We start from the raw sequence: 18,808 nt of genomic DNA, 5'->3' as shown, positions 1-18,808 counted from the left end.
TTGCCTGACCGGGCCGGCCGGTCAGTCCCGCATGGCCCGGCGTGCGGAGTCGGTCCGCTGGGCGGCGTTGGCCACGTCGATCTCCGTGGAGAGGACCGTGACGCCACGGTCCGAGGCCAGCACCGGGTTGAACCGGATCCGGGCCACCTGCGGGTGGTCGTCCTTCAGGGCGGCGACCCGGGCCAGCAGGTCCTGCAGGGCGTCCGTGTCCACGGCGGGCAGTCCCCCATAGCCGAAGAGCTTGGCGGCGGCCCGCGGGGCGCGGATCATCCGGTCCAGGTCCTGGTTGGTCAGCGGTGGCACCCGGTGGACCCAGTCGTCCAGCAGGTCCACGGCGTCCCCGGCGATGCCGAAGGAGACCACCGGTCCCAGGAGCGGGTCCTCGAGGGCGGTGATGGTGCAGGCCTGCCCGGAGGGGGCCATGGACTGCACCTCGAGGCCGGGGCTGCCGAAGGGCTCGAGGACCTGGCGCATCTGGGCCACGTTGCGCCGCAGCGATTCGGCGTCCACGATGTTGAGCCGCACCCCGCCGAGGTCCAGGCGGTGGCGCAGGTAGGAGTCCACGGCCTTGACCGCCACGGGCCAGCCCAGGCGGTCGGCCGCCCGGACGGCCTCGTCCTCGGTGGTGAAGCGGGCCGCGGGCAGCACCCGGATGCCATAGCAGCCGAGCAGTTCCCCGGCCTCCTCCGCGGTGAGGCGGACCAGGTCGGTGCCGTGGGCGCGCGAGGCCCAGTCCTCGATGAGTTCCTCGGCGCGGTTGCGGTCGACGCCCTCGGGTTCCACGGGCACCCCGGCCTCGGCCTCCCGCCAGGCGCTGTACCAGACGAGGCGGGACAGGACGCGCGCGGCCTGTTCGGGCGAGGAGAACACCGGGATCCCGCGCTGCCGCCCCTCCTCGGTAGACGGCCCGGAGCCCCGCAGACTGGCCGAACGGTAGGTGAGGTCCAGGACGCCGGTGAGCGAGGCCAGGACCGTGACGGACGTTCCGCGGGAGGCCTCCTCGACCGCGGAGGCTAGCCGGTCGGCGTCGCCCACCTCCTGGTGCATGCCCGCCTGGGTGACCACCAGGAGGGCGTCCACCTCGCCGGAGGCGATGGTCTCGGACACGGCGCGGCCCACCGCCCGCACCGCCTCGTCCACCACGTGCGCGGCGTCCAGGTCAGGGACGAGGACGGTGCTCGCCACGGTCAGCCCGTGGAGTTCCACGGCGTCCATGACCACCCGGTTCAGGGCCAGGGAGTTGCCGACCACGCCCACGCGGGGACCGGCCGGCAGGGGCTGGCTGGCCACGGTCTGCATCAGGTCCATCAGATCATCGTGGTTCTCGACCTGGATGACGCCGGTCTGCTCCAGCATGGAGTCGACAGCCCCGGTGGGCGCCTGCGTGGTGCGGGTCTCGTGGCCCGGGGGCAGGCGCCGGCCCATCACATCGGAGCGTGCCACCACCACGGGCTTGGACCGGGACAGACGCCGGGCGATGCGGGAGAACTTGCGGGGATTGCCGAAGGACTCGAGGTAGACGCCCACGGCATCGGTGGCCGGATCGTCCTCGAAGTACTGCATGGCGTCGTTGCCGGAGACGTCGGCGCGGTTGCCCGCCGAGAGCATGGAGGACAGGCCGATGCCCCGGCGGTGGGCCGCGGCGAAGAGGGTGACGCCGATGACCGCGGACTGGGAGAACAGCCCCACGGGGCCGCGCACGGGCAGGAACGGGGACACGGACGCGTTCAGGGAGACCTCGGGCGCGGTGTTGATCAGGCCGGCGGAGGCCGGGCCGATCACGCGCATGCCGTTGGCCCGGGCCTGGCGGACCAGGGCGCGCTGGCGCACCAGGCCCTCCTGGCCGGCGTCGGCGTAGCCGGTGGTGACCACGAGCAGCCCCTTGACGCCGTGGCGGGCGCAGTCCTGCACCACAGCGGGGACCTCGGCCTCCGGGACGGCGATGACGGCGAGGTCCACGGGCCCGGGGACCTCCGCCAGGGAGGCGCGGGAGATCATCCCGGCCACCTCCAGCGCCTCGGGATTGATGCCGTAGACCGGCCCCGTGTACCCGCCCTCGATGATGTTCTGCAGCAGGGCGAAGCCCACGGAGCCCCACTGGCGGCTGGCGCCGATCACGGCGACGGCCTCGGGCGCGAGCAGCTCCGCCACGGACCGGGCCTCGGCGCGGTGCTCCCGGGACTCCATGACGGCGCGGGACTTGGCGGTCGGGTCGATCGAGAAGGCGACGGCGACCACGCCGTCGTCGAAGTGCCGGGAGACCTCGAACCCGGTGTCCTGGAAGACGGAGAGCATCTTTCGGTTCTCCGGCAGCACCTCGGCGGTGAACCGGCGGATGCCGTTCTCGCGGGCGGCCACGGCCAGGTGCTCCATCAGGATCGAGCCGATGCCCTTACCCTGGGAGGCGTCCGAGATGTTGAAGGCCACCTCGGCCTCGAGGGGGTCATCCAGCCGGTCGTAGCGGCCGATGCCCAGGATCTCCTCGCCGCGCAGCACCACGAACGCGACCCGGTCCCGGTAGTCCACGTGGGTGAAGCGCTCCAGCTCCTTGCGGGACAGGGAGGACTTGAAGGTGAAGAAGCGCAGGTAGATGGAGCTCTGTGACTGCCCCTCGTGCATCCGGGCCAGCCCCGACGCGTCCTCGGGCCGCACCGGGCGCAGATGTGCCGTGGTGCCGTCCCGCAAGACGACATCGGCTTCCCAGTAGGCCGGATATTCGGGGGTTTTCGGCTTCTCACCCATAGGATCACAGTAGACAATTCCCGCCCCTCGCGCTGACGCGTTCTCGCGGCAGGCTCGCGACCGACCGGCGATCGACAAGGACTTCAGAGCACCCCATGGCCCGTACCCCCAAGAAAAACTCCGCCCCGGCCGCCCAGGCGATCCCGCTGGAGCAGGAGAACATCGTGGACATCGATGTCTCCTCGGAGATGGAGACCTCGTTCCTCGAGTACGCGTATTCGGTGATCTACTCCCGCGCCCTGCCGGACGCCCGGGACGGCATGAAGCCGGTGCAGCGGCGGATCCTGTACATGATGAGCCAGATGGGGCTGCGCCCGGACAGGGGCCATGTGAAGTCCGCCCGCGTGGTCGGCGAGGTCATGGGCAAACTGCACCCCCACGGGGACACGGCGATCTACGACGCCATGGTGCGCCTGGCCCAGCCGTTCTCCCTGCGTCTGCCGTTGGTGGACGGGCACGGCAACTTCGGCTCCCTCGACGACGGCCCCGCCGCCCCGCGTTACACGGAGGCCCGGCTCGCCCCGGCCGCCCTGGCCATGACGACCTCGCTGGACGAGGACGTGGTGGACTTCGTGCCGAACTACGACAACCAGTTCCTGCAGCCCGCCGTGCTGCCCGCCGCGTTCCCGAACCTGCTCGTCAACGGCGCTTCCGGCATCGCGGTCGGCATGGCCACCAACATGGCCCCGCACAACCTGCGCGAGGTGATCGCCGCGGCCCGCCATCTGCTCGCCCACCCCGAGGCGACCCTGGCGGACCTCATGGAGCACGTCCCCGGGCCCGACCTGCCCTCGGGCGGCCGCATCGTCGGCCTCGACGGGGTGCGGGACGCCTACGCGGCCGGGCGCGGCTCCTTCAAGATGCGCGCCAAGGTGGCCGTCGAGCAGGTGACCGCCCGCAAGACGGGACTGGTGGTCACCGAGCTGCCCTACGGCGTCGGCCCGGAGAAGGTGATCGAGAAGATCAAGGACGCCGTCAATGCGAAGAAGCTCACGGGCATCGCGGACGTCCTGGACCTGACCGACCGCAAGAACGGCCTCCAGCTCGTCATCGAGCTCAAGAGCGGTTTCAATCCGCAGGGTGTCCTGGCTCAGCTGTACAAGACGACGCCGTTGGAGGAGTCCTTCGGCATCAACAACGTGGCGCTCGTGGACGGCCAGCCCCGCACCCTCGGCCTGCAGGAGCTGCTGCAGGTGTACGTGGACCACCGGATCGACGTGGTCCGCCGGCGCAGCGCCCACCGCCTGGGCCGGAAGCAGGATCGCCTGCACCTGGTCGAGGGCTTGTTGTTGGCCCTGGTGGACATCGACGAGGTCATCCAGATCATCCGCACCTCGGATGACACGGCGGCGGCCCGGACCCGGCTGATGGGCGTCTTCGACCTGACCGAGATCCAGGCCAACCACATCCTCGAGCTGCGCCTGCGCCAGCTGACGAAGTATTCGCGGCTCGACCTCGAGGCGGAGCAGGACGAACTGCAGAAGGCGATCGCCGAGCTCGAGGCCATCCTCGCCTCGGAGCAGAGGCTGCGCGACCTCGTCTCCGGTGAGCTGGCGGACCTGGCCGAGGAACACGGCGACGACCGCCGCACGGTCCTGCTGGAGTCCGAGAACCTCGCCCCCGTCACCGCCGGCGCCACCGGTCAGCTCGGGGCCAGCCCGGCGGCCGGTGCCGGTGCCTCCGCCCGGGCCGCCCTGCCGGGTGGCGGCTCGGACGGGCTCATGGTCCCGGACACCCCGTGCTGGGTGGTGCTCAGCACGGCGGGCCAGCTGGCCCGTACCGCCGACGACACCCCACTGGCCACCGGCGGGCGTCGCCAGCGCCATGACGCCTACCGCTCGGTGGTCCCGGCGACGGCGCGGGGCGAGATCGGCGCCCTCACCTCCTCGGGGCGCCTCCAGCGCGTGCAGGTCGTGGACATCCCGGCCCTGGCGGAGCCCTCCCCCACGCCGAACCTCACCGCGGGGGTGAAGGTCAAGGACTTCCTCACCCTGCAGCGCGGCGAATCGCTCGTGGCCCTGGTCCCGCTGAACACCGTGCTGGCCCTGGGGACCCGGAACGGCATCGTCAAGCGCGTCAACCCCGAGTGGCCGCTGAACCGTGACGACTTCGACGCCATCGCGCTCAAGGGCAACGACGTGGTCATCGGCGCCGGCACCGCCCGTGATGAGGACCAGCTGGTCTTCATCACCCGCAAGGGCCAGCTGCTGCGCTACGCCGCATCGCTGGTGCGGCCGCAGGGCCGTACCGCCGGGGGCATGGCCGGCATCAAGGTGGCCGCGGACGATGCCGTGATCGCCTTCTCCGCCGTCCCGGCCGACACCGTCGGTGAGGACGCGGGGGAAGGCCACCGGGCCGTCGTCGTGACCGTGGCGACCGGTGAGGACACGCTGCCCGGCACGGTCCCGGGGTCCGTGAAGAGGACCCCGCTGGACGAGTACCCGGCGAAGGGCCGTGCCACCGGCGGTGTCCGCGCACACCGGTTGCTCAAGGGCGAGACCCTGCTGTCCCTGGCGTGGGCCGGGGCCGAGCCCGCGCTCGGGGCCTCCGCCCAGGGTGTGGCCCGTGCGCTGCCGGCCGAGTTCGGCCCCCGCGACGGCTCCGGGCTGGCCATGGACCAGCTCGTCGAGGCCCTCGGCGCCGGGGCCTCGCCGGTCGCGTCCGCCCCGGCTGCCGAGTCCGGCGCTGCTGCCGGCGGCGCGTCCGCCGCCGCTCAGCCCGGGGGCGGCGCCGACGCGGACAGCGCGGAGCAGACCCTCTTCGGAGAGACACTGTTCGGCGAGACCGAGGGCCGCCGCGGCCTGGCCGAGGCGCCGACGGACACCGACCCCTTCGCGGACGGTTCCGATGCCGTGATCACCGGGGACTGACCCCTCCGGCTCCGTCCAGGTCCAGGTGCACCTGGCCGGAGCCGGCGAACCGGCGGTCGTGGGTCACCATCACGGCCGTGCGGTCCGCCAGGGCGGCGCGCAGGTCCGCCACCAACTCGGCCGCCTCGTCGGCCCCCAGATGGGCTGTCGGTTCGTCCAGGAGCACGACGTCGGCCCGGGCCATCAGCGCGCGGGCGACGGCCACCCGCTGGCGCTGGCCACCGGAGAGGAAGTGCCCGGAGGGGCCGATCCTCGTGTCCAGACCGTTCGGGGTGGCGTCCAGCCAGTCCCCCAGGCCCACAAGGCCCAGGACCGAGATGAGCTCACCGTCTGTGGGACGGTCCTCCGGATCCCGGGCCAGGTTCAGGTTGGAGCGCAGCGTGGAGTCGAAGAGGTAGGCGTCCTGCGGGCACCAGGCCACGGCGCTCAGGACGGCATCTGGCGAGCTCACCGGGCCGCCGGCGGTCTCCAGGGCGTACCGGCCCTGCCGTGGCCGCAGGAAGCCGAGCAGGACCGCCAACAGGGTCGACTTCCCGGAGCCCGAGGGTCCGGTGACGACCGCGAGCTGGCCACGGCGGACCGTCAGGTCCAGGTCCCGGAACACGTCCGTCCCCGTCCCGGGGTAGCGCACGGCGGCCGCCGAGAGCTCGATCCCGGTGACGGCAACCGGGTCGGCGACCGGGTCGGCAACTGGGTCGGCAACCGGGTCTACGTCAGGTTCGGTGACGTTGTCCGGGGCGGTGCCCGAGGCGGTGCCCGAGGCGTTCCCTGTGGTGAGCAGCGGCGCGGTCTTGGCCAGCTGCCGGGACAGGATCGCCGCCTCCTGGCAGGCCGTGCTGTACAGGCCCAGGGGCTCGGCCAGGGCCAGCAGCAGGAACACGACCATGGCCGTGACCGGTGCGGTCACGCCGTTCTGGACGCAGAGCACCAAGGTCTGCACCGCCGCCCAGCCGGAGAGCAGGGAGGCCAGGGCCTGCCCGAGTCCGGCGGCCGCCGCATTGCGCTTCAGGGGGCGGTCCGCGGCGCGGTCGGCGGCCCCGAACCGTTCCGCGGCGAGTGATGCCGCGCCGTTGCCGGCCAGGTCCGGGGCCGCCGCGAACAGGGAGGTGGTGCGCTGCAGCAGCCCGGTCCGGTGGTCCGTCAGGGCGCGGGTGGTCTGCCGGTCGGCCAGCCCCACCACGAGCGGCACCAGCACCAGGCCGGCCAGTCCGGCGACCACCGCAGGCCACCAGGCCGCCGGGGCCATCAGGACCACGATGAGGACGGTGATCAGCCAACTGATGATGGCGGCCGGGACCGGGACGATCACGCGCGGCAGCGCATCGCGCAGCTCGTCCACGTCCGCCACCAGCACGGACAGCGCCCCGCCGGAACGGGTCAGCCGGCCCCACTGGGCCGCCTGCGAGCCGAGGGCGTCCCACAGCCGCAGCCGGATCCGGTTCGCCCAGGCCAGCACCGCGTCATGCGTGTCCAGCCGTTCGAGATAGCGGAACAGGGCGCGTCCGATGCCGAAGAACCGCACCAGGACGATCACCGAGAGCAGGTAGAGCACGGGAGGCTGATAGGCCGCCTGCACGATCAGCCAGCCGGAGAGGGCGGACAGCAGCGCCGCGGCCAGCGTGGCCGCCGTCGCCCAGGCCACGCCGGCGATGAACGTCCGCTCCGTCAGCGGCAAGAGCCGGAGCCAGCCGCGCCAGCGCCGCCAGCGCAGCCATCGTTTCGAGGGGCTGGTCCCGGTCCGCGGGTCGGCACCAGTCGCGCTCGGCGTCTCAACCGCGGTCAGCGTCTCGGTCCCGGCGGCGGTGACGGTGGAGCCGCCGTGGTCCGAGGCCGGCGTCGCGCTCGAGGCCGTGGCGATCGGCTGCTGCTGTGGCACCTGCGGCAACTGCTGCTCCTGCGAAGCCGGGGACCCCAGCGTTCCCGCCGTCGGCGCCCCGACGACCCTGTCCGCGAGCGCCCGCAGGTCGCGGTCATGCGAGGCCACCAGCAGGAGGGCCTCCACGGCACGGCCCCCCGGGAGGCGCCCGGAGCGCAGTGCGGCCAGGACGGCGCGGATCCGCTGGGCGTTCTCAGCATCGAGGTGCGCCGTCGGCTCGTCCAGGACAACCAGCCAGGAGGCGGAGTCCACGGGAGCCGCCATCAGGCGCACCAGCACGCGGGCTAGGCCGAGCCGGCGTCGTTCCCCGGGGCTGAGCTCGTCCGGGTGGCGGGGTGCGAAGCCGTCGAGGCCGCAGGCGGCGAGCGCCTCGGCCACCAGCAGGCCGTCGTCGCCGTCTCGGCCGGGAGCGCCGTCCGGGCCCGCGGACGCCACGGCGTACAGCGCCAGCTCGGCGCCGACCGTCGGCTCGCTGAACGCCGGGTGCTGGCTGAGCCAGGCCACGCGCCGGCCGGCCAGCCCCGCGGCCGTGCCGGTGAACTCGGCCTCACCGTCCCTCAGCACCCCGGCGAGGGTGGACAGGACCGTCGTCTTGCCCGTCCCGCTGGGACCGCCGAGGACGGTCAGTTCACCGGGGGCGAGGTCGAGGTCCAGGTGCCGGACGACGGCCGGGAACGTCCCGCCGTCGGGGTCCCGGTAGGCGATGCCCAGACCTCGGAGGACCAGCCGGTCCTCCCTCGCGTGGGCAGACGGGTCTGCGACCGGGCCCGCACCCCGGCCGGTGGCTGCTGTGGCGACCGGTGCTGCAGCCGGCTCTCTGGCCGGCACTCCGGCCGGCACGACGGCCCTGCCGAGGACGTCCGAGAGCGAGGCCGGGACGGGACGGTCGAGGTCGGCGCGGGCGCGGCGCAGGGCCTCCACGCCATCCTCGGAGGCGTGGTGGGCGGAGCCGATGTCCCGGAAGGGCAGGTAAACCTCGGGGGCGAGGGTGAGTACGAGCAGCCCGGAGTAGAGGTCGAGCTCCCCGTAGACCAGCCGCACGCCGATGAAGACGGCGACCACGGCCACGGACAGGGTGCTGATCAGCTCGAGGGCGAAGCCGGACATGAAGGCCGTCTTCAGGGTGGTCATGGTGGTGGCCCGGTAGCGGTCCGAGACCCCCGCCAGCGCCTGCCGCTGCGTGCCGGCCCGGCGCAGCCCGACCAGTACGGGCAGTCCCCGCGCCAGTTCCAGCACGTGGTGGGACAGCCGGTCCAGTCCCTCGGCGGCCTGCTGGACACGATCCTCGGTGTAGCGCCCGATCAGGACCATGAACACGGGGATGAGTGGGATCGTCAACACCAGCACCAGGGCGGAGACCCAGTCGTGGGTGAGGATCCACACCCCGAGCACGAGCGGCATGACCGCGGCGGTCAGCAGGGCGGGCAGGTACTGGGTGAAGTACTTGTCGAGCCCGTCCAGGCCGGAGGAGGCGAGCACGGAGTCCTCCCCCGCCCGGTCCGCACCGGCCCCGGCAGAGGCCAGGCGGTGGGCGACCATCCGGTGGCGCAGCTCCTCCTTGGCACCCAGCGCTGCGCGCCGGGAGAACACCTGCTGTCCCCAGGTGGCGGCGGCCCGGGCGAGGACACCGGCCAGGCCGAGGGCCACGACCTGGGTGAGGGTGGTTCCGGCCGCGTCCGAGAGCAACCCGTGGGCGAGCGGATCGTAGGACGCCGGGTCCGGTGCGAAGAGCAGCCCGAGGAGGTCACTGCTCTCCGGAGCGGGCAGGCGCTCGGCCAGCCAGGTGATGCCCCGGGCCAGGGCGGTGGCGAGCAGGATCCAGCCGGCGGCCTTGACCCCGGCCAGCAGGGCCAGCACGGCCAGAGCCGCCCGGCCGGAACGGGAGGTGGGCAGTTCGGGTCTCACACCGGTGTCACCACGTGTGACTCCGGGATGTGCGTCTCGTGCAACCGCTTCCGGAAGACCCAGTACACGAAGGCCGAGTAGGCCAGGATGATCGGCACCATGATGACGGCGACCCAGGCCATGAAGTTCAGCGTGTACTCCGAGGAGGAGGCGTTCATGGCCGTCAGGTTGAAGGCCGGATCGATGGTGGAGGGCAGCACCACGGGGAACACCGCCAGGAAGACGCCCGCGGCGCCGGCCAGCAGGGAGGCACCCAGTGCGATGAAGGTCCAGCCCTCGCGGCGGAGCTGGGCCGCCACCAGGGCCCCCAGGGCGGCTGCGAGGGCCAGGGCCAGCAGGATCCACGGGATGAGGCCGTCCTGGCGAGAGACCACCACCACGCCCCACGCGCCCATGGGCAGCAGGTAGAGGGGCAGCCAGCGGGTGAGGTGGCGGTGCGCCGCCTCCCGCGGGGCGCCGTCGGTCTTCAGACCGAGGTAGGCCCAGCCCATGGCCAGCGAGAACCCGACGACGGCCAGGCCGCCGAGCACCCCCTCCCAGGACAGCCAGGCGAACGGCCCGCCCACACGGTCGCCGTTGGCGTTCAGCGGCAGGCCCGTGGTGGACACGGCCAGCATCAGGCCGATGCTGAAGGCGGCCACGGCCGAGCCGCCGGCCATGCACCGGTCCCAGCGGTCCCGGGTCCGGGCGGTCAGGGCCTTGCCCCGGTACTCGATGGAGACGGCCCGGAGGATCAGGGCCAGCAGGGTGATCGTCAGGGGGATGTAGAGCCCGGCGAACAGGGCCGCATACCAGAGCGGGAAGGCGGCGAACATGGCCCCCGCAGCGGTCACCAGCCAGACTTCGTTGCCGTCCCAGACGGGGCCGATGGTGTTGAGGATGACGCGGCGCTGGCTCTCGTTCCGGGCCCAGCCCCTCATCAGCATGCCGACGCCGAGGTCGAAGCCGTCGAGGAAGAGGTAGCCCACCCAGAGCACGGCCACCAGGGCGAACCAGAAGGCGGGAAGGAACTCGATCGATTCCATGACGGTCTACCTCTCGGGGGTCTCGGGGTTCTGGGCGGTCGCGAGGGACTGGGCGGTCGGAGCGGCCTCGGCGACCGCAGCGGCACGGTCAGTACGCGAAGGCGAGGACATCGGAGTCAACGGTGCCGTCCTTCCCCGCGCCGCCGGCGTCGCCATCGTGCTCATCCTGGGTGAGTTCGGGCATGCCGGCCGGCACCCCGCCCTTGACGTAGCGGGTGAGCAGGACGACCTCCACGACCAGGAGCACGGCGTAGATGGTGGTGAGGAGGATGAGCGAGAACAACAGCTCGCCCGCGCTCACCCCCGGGGACACGGCCGCGGCCGTGTACATCCAGACCTGGTCGATTCCGGTCGGGTCGGGGTTCGGGGCCACCACGAACGGCTGACGTCCCATCTCGGTGAAGATCCACCCGGCCGCGTTGGCGCCGAACGGTGCCAGGATCCCGAACACGGCCAACCGCATCAGCGGCTTGGACGCCGGCACGGTGCCCTTCCGCGTCAGCCAGAGCGCGATCGCCGCCGCCAGGGCCGCGAGACCACCGAAGGTGATCATGATGCGGAAGCCCCAGTAGGTGACCTCCATGACGGGCAGGTAGTCGATCTCCTGGCCGGCGCGCTCGCCGTACATCGGATCGTCCGGCAGATGGGTGCCGTAGTCCTCCTGGTACTGCGGGATGAGGGTGTTCACTCCGGCCACGTCGGTGGTGAAGTTGTTGTGGGCCAGGAAGGACAGCAGCCCCGGGATCTCGAAGACGCCCACGACGTCGTCGCAGTCGGTGGCTCCGTCGCTGCGCAGGTCGGCCACGGAGAGCACGGAGAACGCCGTCCCGTCATGGCAGGCAGCCTCGGCGGCCGCCATCTTCAGCGGCTGCTGCTGGATCATCAGCTGCGCCTGGGCATGGCCGCTGAAGGCGGTGCCCAGGAAGGCCACGAGCGCGATCCAGGCTCCCCACCGCAAGGAGGAGTACCAGACCCGGTAGTCGGTTTCGTCGCGGCCCTTGGAGCCGGTGGTGCCCACCACCACGGTGCCGTCCGCGGCCACGGTGTCGATGCCGTCCCGGCGCCGCTTCCACAGGTGGAACCACGCGATGCCGAGCAGGAAGCCGCCGGCCACGGAGAGGGCGCCGGCCAGAGTGTGCGGGAAGTGCACCAGCAGGGTGTTGTTGGTCAGCACGGCCCAGATGTCGTTCATCACGGGGCGGCCGTCCACCATCTCGACCCCGACCGGATGCTGCATCCACGCATTGGCGGCCAGGATGAAATAGGCGGAGAACACGGTGCCGATGACGGCGCACCAGATCGAGGCCAGGTGCACCCGCTTCGGCAGGCGCTGCCAGCCGAAGATCCAGAGACCGAGGAACACCGACTCCAGGAAGAACGCCACGAGCGCCTCCAGCGCCAACGGAGCCCCGAACACGTCCCCGACGAAGCGGGAGTACTCGGACCAGGCCATCCCGAACTGGAACTCCTGCACCAGTCCGGTGGCCACGCCCATGATGAAGTTGATGAGGAAGAGCTTCCCCCAGAACTTCGTCATCCGCAGGTAGTGCTCACGGCCGGTGCGGTGCCACATGGTCTGCAGGGTGGCCACCACCAGGCCCAGTCCGATGGTCAGCGGGACCATCATGAAGTGATACACGGTGGTGATGCCGAACTGCCACCGGGCAATGTCCAGGGGATCCATGGGTACACCCTTCCCTCGGTGCGGCGAGGGTCCGCACCGGTCCGGACCGAACACCCGCCCCATCAGGGCGAGGCGGGCGTCCGGCACTCGACTTCTACAGCTTGTAGAAACCAGAGTAGCCCCAAGTTCTACGTCCTGTAGAATAAAGTCGAGTCCGGATGGACACCTGTGGTGGAGATCATTGCTTTGAGGGAGGCGCCCGTGGCACTGGGAGATTTGGAACGGTCCGTGATGGACCTGCTGTGGGATCGGCCGGGAGCCCATACGGCCAATGACGTGCGCGACGCCCTGGCCGGGGACCTCGCCGTCACGACCGTGCTCACCGTGCTGTCACGCCTGGAGAAGAAGGGCCTGGTCCACCGCGACGGCGGGCGCCGGCCCCATCGCTATGCCGCCGCCTCGTCCCGTGAGGACCACACCGTCGGCCTGCTCAACGAGGTACTCGGCTCCGTGCCGGACCGCGAGGCCGTCCTCGCCCGCTTCATCGGCGGCATCGGCCCCGATGAGGCCGCTGCCGTGCGTCGTCTCCTGGAATCCTGATCCGGCCCACGATCCCGACTCACCATCCCGGCTTTGAGTCGACTTGGGGTGGGTCTGACGCCCGGACACCCACCCCGAGTCGACTGAGAGCGGGAGACCCCGCCCTCTAGACTTTCCCTCGTGTCCGTCATGCTGCTCGCCGCGCTGGCCGTGATCCTGGCCTGGCCGGTCCCGGTCCTGCTCGGCCGCGCGCGCTGGGTCCGCCGGGCTCCCGCCGCCGCGATGGCGCTCTGGCAGTCCGTCGCCCTCGCGGGCGGCCTCTCCCTGATCGGCTTCCCCCTCCTGTGGGGACTCGCCCCCTTCGGGGACACCGTGGTCGAGGCGGTCCCCGCCTTCGTCCGGGCCCTCGTGGAGGGTTCCTGGATCCCCCTGCTCGAGCACGACCCGTGGCTGCCCACCCGCATCGCCGCCGCCACCCTCGCCCTGATGCTCTTCGCCCACCTCGTGCTCACCCTGGCCGTCACCGCCGTGAAGACCGTGGCCAACCGACGCCGCCACCGCCAGATGGTCGAACTCCTGGCAGCGCCTCCGTCCGAACGCAGCCGACTGGCGGAGGGCGTCTCCGGAACTCCCACGCGGGTGCTGCCCCACGATGTCCCGCTGGCCTACTGCCTCCCCGGCCTGACCGGTTCCCTGACCGTCCTGTCCCGCGGTTTGCTGGACCAATTGTCCGCATCGGAGGTGGCCGCCGTCGTGGCTCATGAGCGGGCCCACCTGCGCCAACGGCACGACCTGCTCCGACTGGCCTTCGAGGCCTGGCATCGGGCCGTGGCCTGGCTGCCCACCACGGCGATGGCCCAACGGGCCGTGGCCGGCCTCACCGAGATGATGGCGGACGACGCCGCGCTGGCCGTCCACGACCGCCAAGACCTGGTGCGGGCCATCGTGCTCACCGGCGAAGCCGGGGCACCGACGCCCCCGGCCCCGTCCCCGCCACGGGCGGAGAACGTCCAGAGGGACGGATCCGTCCCCCTGACCCTGCGCCTGTACCGCCTGTTGTCCCCCGCCGACCCCCTGCCGGTGGCCGTGCGCGTCCTGGTCGTCGTGGCGGCGTTGTGCCTGGCCGCCTTCCCGCTGGTGCTGCTGCTGTAGACCCTGCTGTAGCCATGGTCACCGTCCGTGGCAGCCACCCTGCGCTTTCGGGCCGTCATTCAGGAGCCTCCCAGCCGACTCCCGGCTTTCCATCGGCCGGGGTTCGCTAGGCTGGTGCTTTGGTGGCGTTCACCGCCACCTCCCCACCATCCAACCCCTTTGACCCCCACGAACGGACCAGGCCCCATAGTGCAAGGCAACGCGACATTCCGTCACTCCAACGCTTCACTCCTCTCCGTGACGGAAGTACTGGCCCCTGTCACCGTGACCAGTGCAGAGCTCGACGAGGAGTTGGCCGATGTCCTGAAGGGGCTGCGGCTCCCCAAGGGTCTGTTGCCGCGCGTCGCGGGCGTCAATGAACGCCGCAATTGGGAGCACCCCGGTCACTTCCAGTTGGGTGCCGCTGAAGCCGGCCGCCAGGCCATGGCCAAGGCCGGCGTCCGGCCGGACCAGATCGGGCTCATGGTCAACACCTCCGTCACGCGCGAGACCCTTGAACCGTCCGTGGCCGTCCGCATCCACCATGAGATGGGCCTGCCCACCTCCGCCACGAACTTCGACATCACGAACGCATGCCTGGGGTTCGTCAACGGCATCACTCTGGCAGCCTCCATGATCGACTCCGGTCAGGTCGACTACGCCGTCGTCGTGGCCGGCGAGGACTCCGTCAAGGTCCAGCAGGCCACCCTGGAGAACCTGAAGCAGGACGGCGTGGACCGCAGCAACTTCATGGAGCAGTTCGCCTCCCTGACCCTGGGCTCCGGGGCCGCCGCAGCCGTCATCGGGCGCACCGACCAGCACCCCGAGGGCCACCGGATCGTCCGCGGCATCACCCGCGCCGGCACGGACCACCATGACCTCTGCGTGGGCGACCACAAGGGCATGTTCACGGATTCCACCGCCCTGCTCAAGGACGGACTCGAGCTCGTCATGGACGCCTGGAACGACGTCCCGGCAGACTGGGGCTGGTCGGACATGGACCGCTACGTCACGCACCAGGTCTCCCGGCTCCACACCGATTCGATCACCGAGGCGACCGGCCTGGACCCGGCCCTGTTCCCCCTCACCTTCCCCGAGCTCGGCAACGTCGGACCGGCGTCCCTGCCGATCACCCTGGCCCGGGAGGTGGACCAGCTGTCGGCCGGCGACAAGGTGCTCTGCATGGGCGTCGGTTCCGGGCTCAACACCGCCATGCTGGAGATCGCCTGGTGAGGATCCCCGCCGCCCCAGCCACCCTGCCGGCCGTTTCCGCCTCCGTCCCCCTTCCCGGCTGGGACCCGGCCTGGAGCCGCCTCGTGCCGATCGCCACGGTCGACGGCCAGCGGACCCTGCACGTACTGGACACCGGGGATGTCCTGGCCCAGTCCGGCGTGGAGCCGGACGGCACCATCCTGGCCGTGCACGGCAACCCGACCTGGTCCTACCTGTGGCGTTCCCTGGCCGCCGCGACCGTCCGCACCGCCCTGCAGGGCGAGGGCCCCGTGTGGCGCGTGGTCGCCCCGGACCAACTGGACATGGGCTTCTCCGAGCGCCTGCCGCACGGGTCCCTCCCCCGTCCCGCCGCTGCGGCCGGCGCCCCGGACCCGGTGTCCGCGAACGACGCCGGCTACCGCACCCTGGGCGGCCGTCTCGCCGACCTCGACGCCCTCGTCACCGCCCTCGGACTCGATGTCCAGGCCCGCGCCGGCCACCCGCTGCTGACCCTGGGCCACGACTGGGGCGGCGTCGTCTCCCTCGGCTGGGCCGGCCGCCACCAGGACCTGGTGGCCGCCGCGATGGCCTTAAACACCGCCGTCCACCATGACGAGTCCGAGCCGATCCCGGCCCCGCTGCAGGCGGCCCTCGCCGGCCCCCTGCTGGCCGGCTCCACCGTCCTGACCGATGCCTTCCTGCGGGTGACGACGGCACTCGGCCACCCCGGCCTGGACAGCGACCTCAAAGCCGCCTATCACGCCCCCTATGCCGCTCCGGAGCGTCGCGGCGGGATCGGCGGCTTCGTGGCGGATATCCCCGTGGGGCCGCAGCACGCCTCCCATCCGGAACTGCGCCGGGTGGCCGCCTCCGTGGCCGACTTCACCCAGCCCGCCCTGCTGCTGTGGGGCCCCAGGGACCCGGTGTTCCTGGACCGGTACCAGGCGGATCTGCTGCAGCGGCTCCCCCAGGCCGACCTGCACCGGTTCGAGACGGCCGGGCACCTGCTGGCCGAGGACGTGGACATCGCCACCCCGATCCTGCGGTGGGCCGGACAGGTGCTCGACGGCACCGCCCGCACCCGGAGCCCCGAGGGCGCTGTCCCCGCCATCCAGGGTGACGCGGGGTCAGACGCCGACCCCGGCACCGTGGAGAGCGGCTGGAACGAGACCACCGCCCGGCCGCTGTGGTCCTACCTGGACGACTGGCGCGCCAGTTCCGCCCCGGCTCTCGTGGACATGGCCGGGGACGACCAGACACCGCTGAGCTGGAACCGCCTGTCCTGCGTCGTGGACGCCATCGCCACCGGCCTGGTCGCCCGCGGGGTCCGCCCGGGCGACCGCATCTCCATGATGGTCACCCCCGGACGGGACCTCACCGCGGCCCTGTACGCGGCGCTGAAGATCGGTGCCGTCGTGGTGGTCGCCGACGCCGGGCTGGGCGTGGCGGGCATGACCCGCGCGGTGCGGGCGGCACGGCCGGACTGGGTCATCGGCAAGGTCCCCGGACTCGCCGTGGCCCGGTCCCAGCGCTGGCCGGGACGCCGCCTCTCCGTCTCCACGCTGCCCACGCCCCTGGCGCGGGCCCTCGGCGTGGAGGACAGCCTCTACCGGATGGCCCAGGACCACGACGGGACGCGGTTCCCGGGCGCGCGGCACGCGGACGGCACCGTCCACGTGCCGGCCCCCACCGATCCGGCCGCCATCCTCTACACCTCCGGCTCCACGGGGCCGGCCAAGGGCGTCCTCTACACCCACGGCCGCCTCTCTGCCCTGGCGGGGTTGCTTCAGGACGTCTTCCACGTCCGGCCCGGCTCCTCCCTGCTGGCCGGGTTCGCACCCTTCGCCCTGCTGGGGCCGGCCATCGGCGCCACCTCGGTCACCCCGGACATGTCCGTGACCAAACCTGCCACCCTGACGGCGCAGGCCGTCGCCGAGGCCGCCCGTGCCGGCCACGCCACCATCCTCTTCGCCTCTCCCGCGGCGTTGCGCAATGTCGTGGCGACCGCTGGTCAGCTCGGACCGGAGGACCACGCCGTGCTCGGCCGCCTCGACCTGGTGCTGTCCGCCGGCGCCCCGGTCCACCCCCAGCTGATGTCACAGGTGGCTTCCCTCTTTCCCCGGGCCGAGTTCCATTCGCCCTACGGCATGACCGAGGCCCTCCTGCTGGCCGACATCGACCGGGAGGCGATCATCGAGCTCTCGGCTCGGTCGGACACCACCACCGCGGAAAGGACCAGCCCGGACGACGGCGTGTGCGTGGGCCGCCCGGTGGGCCCCGTACGCATCGCCATCGACCCGCTGGAGGCCGACGGCAGCCCGACCGGGACCCTCCTCGAGGGTCCCGACGCCGCCGGAGTCCTGGGCGAGGTCGTCATCTCCGCACCCCACCAGAAGGCGGGGTACGACCGGCTGTGGCTGACCGACTCCCTGAGCCGACGGGATGCCAAGGACGGGCTGGACTGGCACCGAACCCAGGACGTGGGCCACCTGGATACCGCCGGCCGGCTCTGGATCGAGGGCCGCCTGCAGCACGTGGCCATCACGGCCGAGGGGCCCGTGGCGCCCGGCGGCCCCGAGGCGCGCATCGACGCCCTCGACGGCGTGTCCCGATCAGCCGTCGTCGCTGTGGGCCCGCGGGGTACCCAGGCTGTCGTCGCCGTCGTTGAGGTCCCCACGCCTGACCGGGCCCGGAGGCCACGCCCCGGACTGGCCCCCAGTGAGCTGACGGCGGCCGTGCGGGCAGCCGCGGCACCGGTTCCCGTGGCGGCGGTGCTCGTGACGGATCGGGTCCCCGTGGACATCCGCCACAACTCGAAGATCGACCGCACCCGGATCGCCCGGTGGGCCGAGCAGGTCCTGTCCGGCGGGAAGGTGGGCTCCCCGTGAGTGCCGCACCGCCTCTCCGCGTCCTCGTCACCGGCGCCTCCGGGCTCCTGGGCTCCGGGGTGGCGCGCCGCCTCGTGGAGTCCGGGGCCGACGTCGTGACCCTGCAGCGCCGTCCCTCCGGGGTGACCGGCGCCCGTGACGTCCTGGGCACGGTCACCGATGCCGCGGCCGTCGAGCGGGCCATGGCCGGGCGGGACACGGTGGTCCATGTGGCGGCCAAGGTCTCCGTCTCCGGACCCGCCCAGGAGTTCGAGCAGGTCAACATCGGGGGCACGGCGACCGTCCTGGAGGCCGCCCGCCGGGCGGGCGCCGAGCGGTTCATCCACATCTCCTCGCCATCCGTGGCCCATGCCGGGACGTCGATCGTCGGCGAGGGCGCCGGGCCGGCGGACCCGGACCGCGCGCGCGGCCACTACGCCCGCACCAAGGCCGCCGGGGAACTGCTGGCCCTGGCCGCGGACAGCGCGGACCTGCGCGTGCTCGCCCTGCGCCCGCACCTGATGTGGGGCCCCGGGGACACGCAGCTGACCGAGCGCATCATCGACCGTGCCCGGGCCGGCCGGATGCCGTTGCTCGGGCCGGCCGCCGCCCTGATCGACACCCTGTACTCGGACAACGCCGTGGACGCCGTGGTGGCTGCCGTCGCCGCGGTGGACCGGGTCCACGGGGAGGAACTCGTGGTCACCAACGGCGAACCCCGCCCGGTGGGCGAGCTCATCCGGGGGCTGGCCACCGCCGGTGGCGCCCCCGAGCCCCGGCTGCGGCTCCCCGGCGGCCTCGCCCGGGGCGCCGGCGCCGTCATCGAGCGGATCTGGGAGGCGGCCGATCTCGGCCGGGACGCGGATGAACCCCCGCTGACACGGTTCCTGGCCGAACAGCTCTCCACGGCGCACTGGTTCGACCAGCGTCGGACCCGGACGGAGCTGGACTGGGTGCCGGCCGTGTCCATCGACCGCGGCCTGGAGCTGCTGGCCGCGCACTACGGACGACGGTGA

At 72.3% G+C, this 18,808-nt stretch carries 10 protein-coding genes; 6 read left to right on the top strand and 4 right to left on the bottom strand.

The genetic code is table 11. From position 1 onward, the window contains the following. Positions 1–21: 21 nt before the first annotated feature. Positions 22–2,742 carry a bifunctional acetate--CoA ligase family protein/GNAT family N-acetyltransferase gene (locus ACFFIO_RS12210; RefSeq protein WP_378042124.1) on the bottom strand — a complete coding sequence of 907 codons (2,721 nt, stop codon included), beginning with the start codon at positions 2,740–2,742 and terminating at the stop codon, positions 22–24. Positions 2,743–2,837: 95 nt separating this feature from the next. Between ACFFIO_RS12210 and ACFFIO_RS12205 the strand changes: the two genes are divergently transcribed. Next, complete coding sequence (locus ACFFIO_RS12205; protein ID WP_378042122.1) at positions 2,838–5,612, top strand: DNA gyrase/topoisomerase IV subunit A; 2,775 nt, start codon at positions 2,838–2,840, stop codon at positions 5,610–5,612. Here the strand turns inward: ACFFIO_RS12205 and cydC are convergent. From cydC to ACFFIO_RS12190, 3 genes are all read right to left on the bottom strand, one after another. Then, complete coding sequence (cydC, locus tag ACFFIO_RS12200; protein ID WP_378042121.1) at positions 5,599–9,393, bottom strand: thiol reductant ABC exporter subunit CydC; 3,795 nt, start codon at positions 9,391–9,393, stop codon at positions 5,599–5,601. The two genes, ACFFIO_RS12205 and cydC, sit on opposite strands and share 14 nt — an antisense overlap. Further along, positions 9,390–10,409 (bottom strand): cytochrome d ubiquinol oxidase subunit II, encoded by a 1,020-nt coding sequence (gene cydB / locus ACFFIO_RS12195; RefSeq protein WP_378042212.1) that lies wholly within the window; start codon positions 10,407–10,409, stop codon positions 9,390–9,392. Before cydB ends, cydC begins: the two co-directional genes overlap by 4 nt. A gap of 97 nt (positions 10,410–10,506) precedes the next feature. Then, a complete protein-coding gene (locus ACFFIO_RS12190) occupies positions 10,507–12,102 on the bottom strand; it encodes a cytochrome ubiquinol oxidase subunit I (RefSeq protein WP_378042119.1) in 1,596 nt (531 codons plus the stop codon). A 201-nt stretch (positions 12,103–12,303) separates the two neighbouring features. On the opposite strand from ACFFIO_RS12190, the gene ACFFIO_RS12185 reads away from it, so the two are divergent. The 5 genes from ACFFIO_RS12185 to ACFFIO_RS12165 all read left to right on the top strand — a co-directional run bounded on the left by ACFFIO_RS12185 (position 12,304) and on the right by ACFFIO_RS12165 (position 18,808). After that, on the top strand, positions 12,304–12,642 hold the full coding sequence (locus ACFFIO_RS12185) for a BlaI/MecI/CopY family transcriptional regulator (protein ID WP_115933250.1): 339 nt from the start codon (positions 12,304–12,306) through the stop codon (positions 12,640–12,642). A 129-nt stretch (positions 12,643–12,771) separates the two neighbouring features. Next, positions 12,772–13,734, top strand: coding sequence for a M56 family metallopeptidase (locus ACFFIO_RS12180; RefSeq protein WP_378042210.1), 963 nt, complete (start codon positions 12,772–12,774; stop codon positions 13,732–13,734). 189 nt (positions 13,735–13,923) lie between these two features. Beyond that, a complete protein-coding gene (locus ACFFIO_RS12175; RefSeq protein WP_378042117.1) occupies positions 13,924–14,946 on the top strand; it encodes a 3-oxoacyl-ACP synthase III in 1,023 nt (340 codons plus the stop codon). Next, positions 14,943–17,813 (top strand): alpha/beta fold hydrolase, encoded by a 2,871-nt coding sequence (locus ACFFIO_RS12170; RefSeq protein WP_378042115.1) that lies wholly within the window; start codon positions 14,943–14,945, stop codon positions 17,811–17,813. Before ACFFIO_RS12175 ends, ACFFIO_RS12170 begins: the two co-directional genes overlap by 4 nt. Beyond that, complete coding sequence (locus ACFFIO_RS12165) at positions 17,810–18,808, top strand: NAD-dependent epimerase/dehydratase family protein (protein WP_378042113.1); 999 nt, start codon at positions 17,810–17,812, stop codon at positions 18,806–18,808. Before ACFFIO_RS12170 ends, ACFFIO_RS12165 begins: the two co-directional genes overlap by 4 nt.

The organism is Citricoccus parietis, assembly GCF_042433045.1.
In the GTDB taxonomy this organism is placed as follows: Bacteria; Actinomycetota; Actinomycetes; order Actinomycetales; family Micrococcaceae; genus Citricoccus; species Citricoccus parietis.
Note: the sequence above shows the minus strand (reverse complement) of the source record. Positions and strands in the feature narration are given on the sequence as shown.

Excerpts from the sequence above, each read along its gene's own strand:
- ACFFIO_RS12180 (WP_378042210.1), top strand. The coding sequence starts at position 12,772 with ATGCTGCTCGCCGCGCTGGCCGTGATCCTGGCCTGGCCGGTCCCGGTC.
- ACFFIO_RS12205 (WP_378042122.1), top strand. The coding sequence starts at position 2,838 with ATGGCCCGTACCCCCAAGAAAAACTCCGCCCCGGCCGCCCAGGCGATC.
- ACFFIO_RS12210 (WP_378042124.1), bottom strand. The coding sequence starts at position 2,742 with ATGGGTGAGAAGCCGAAAACCCCCGAATATCCGGCCTACTGGGAAGCC.
- ACFFIO_RS12190 (WP_378042119.1), bottom strand. The coding sequence starts at position 12,102 with ATGGATCCCCTGGACATTGCCCGGTGGCAGTTCGGCATCACCACCGTG.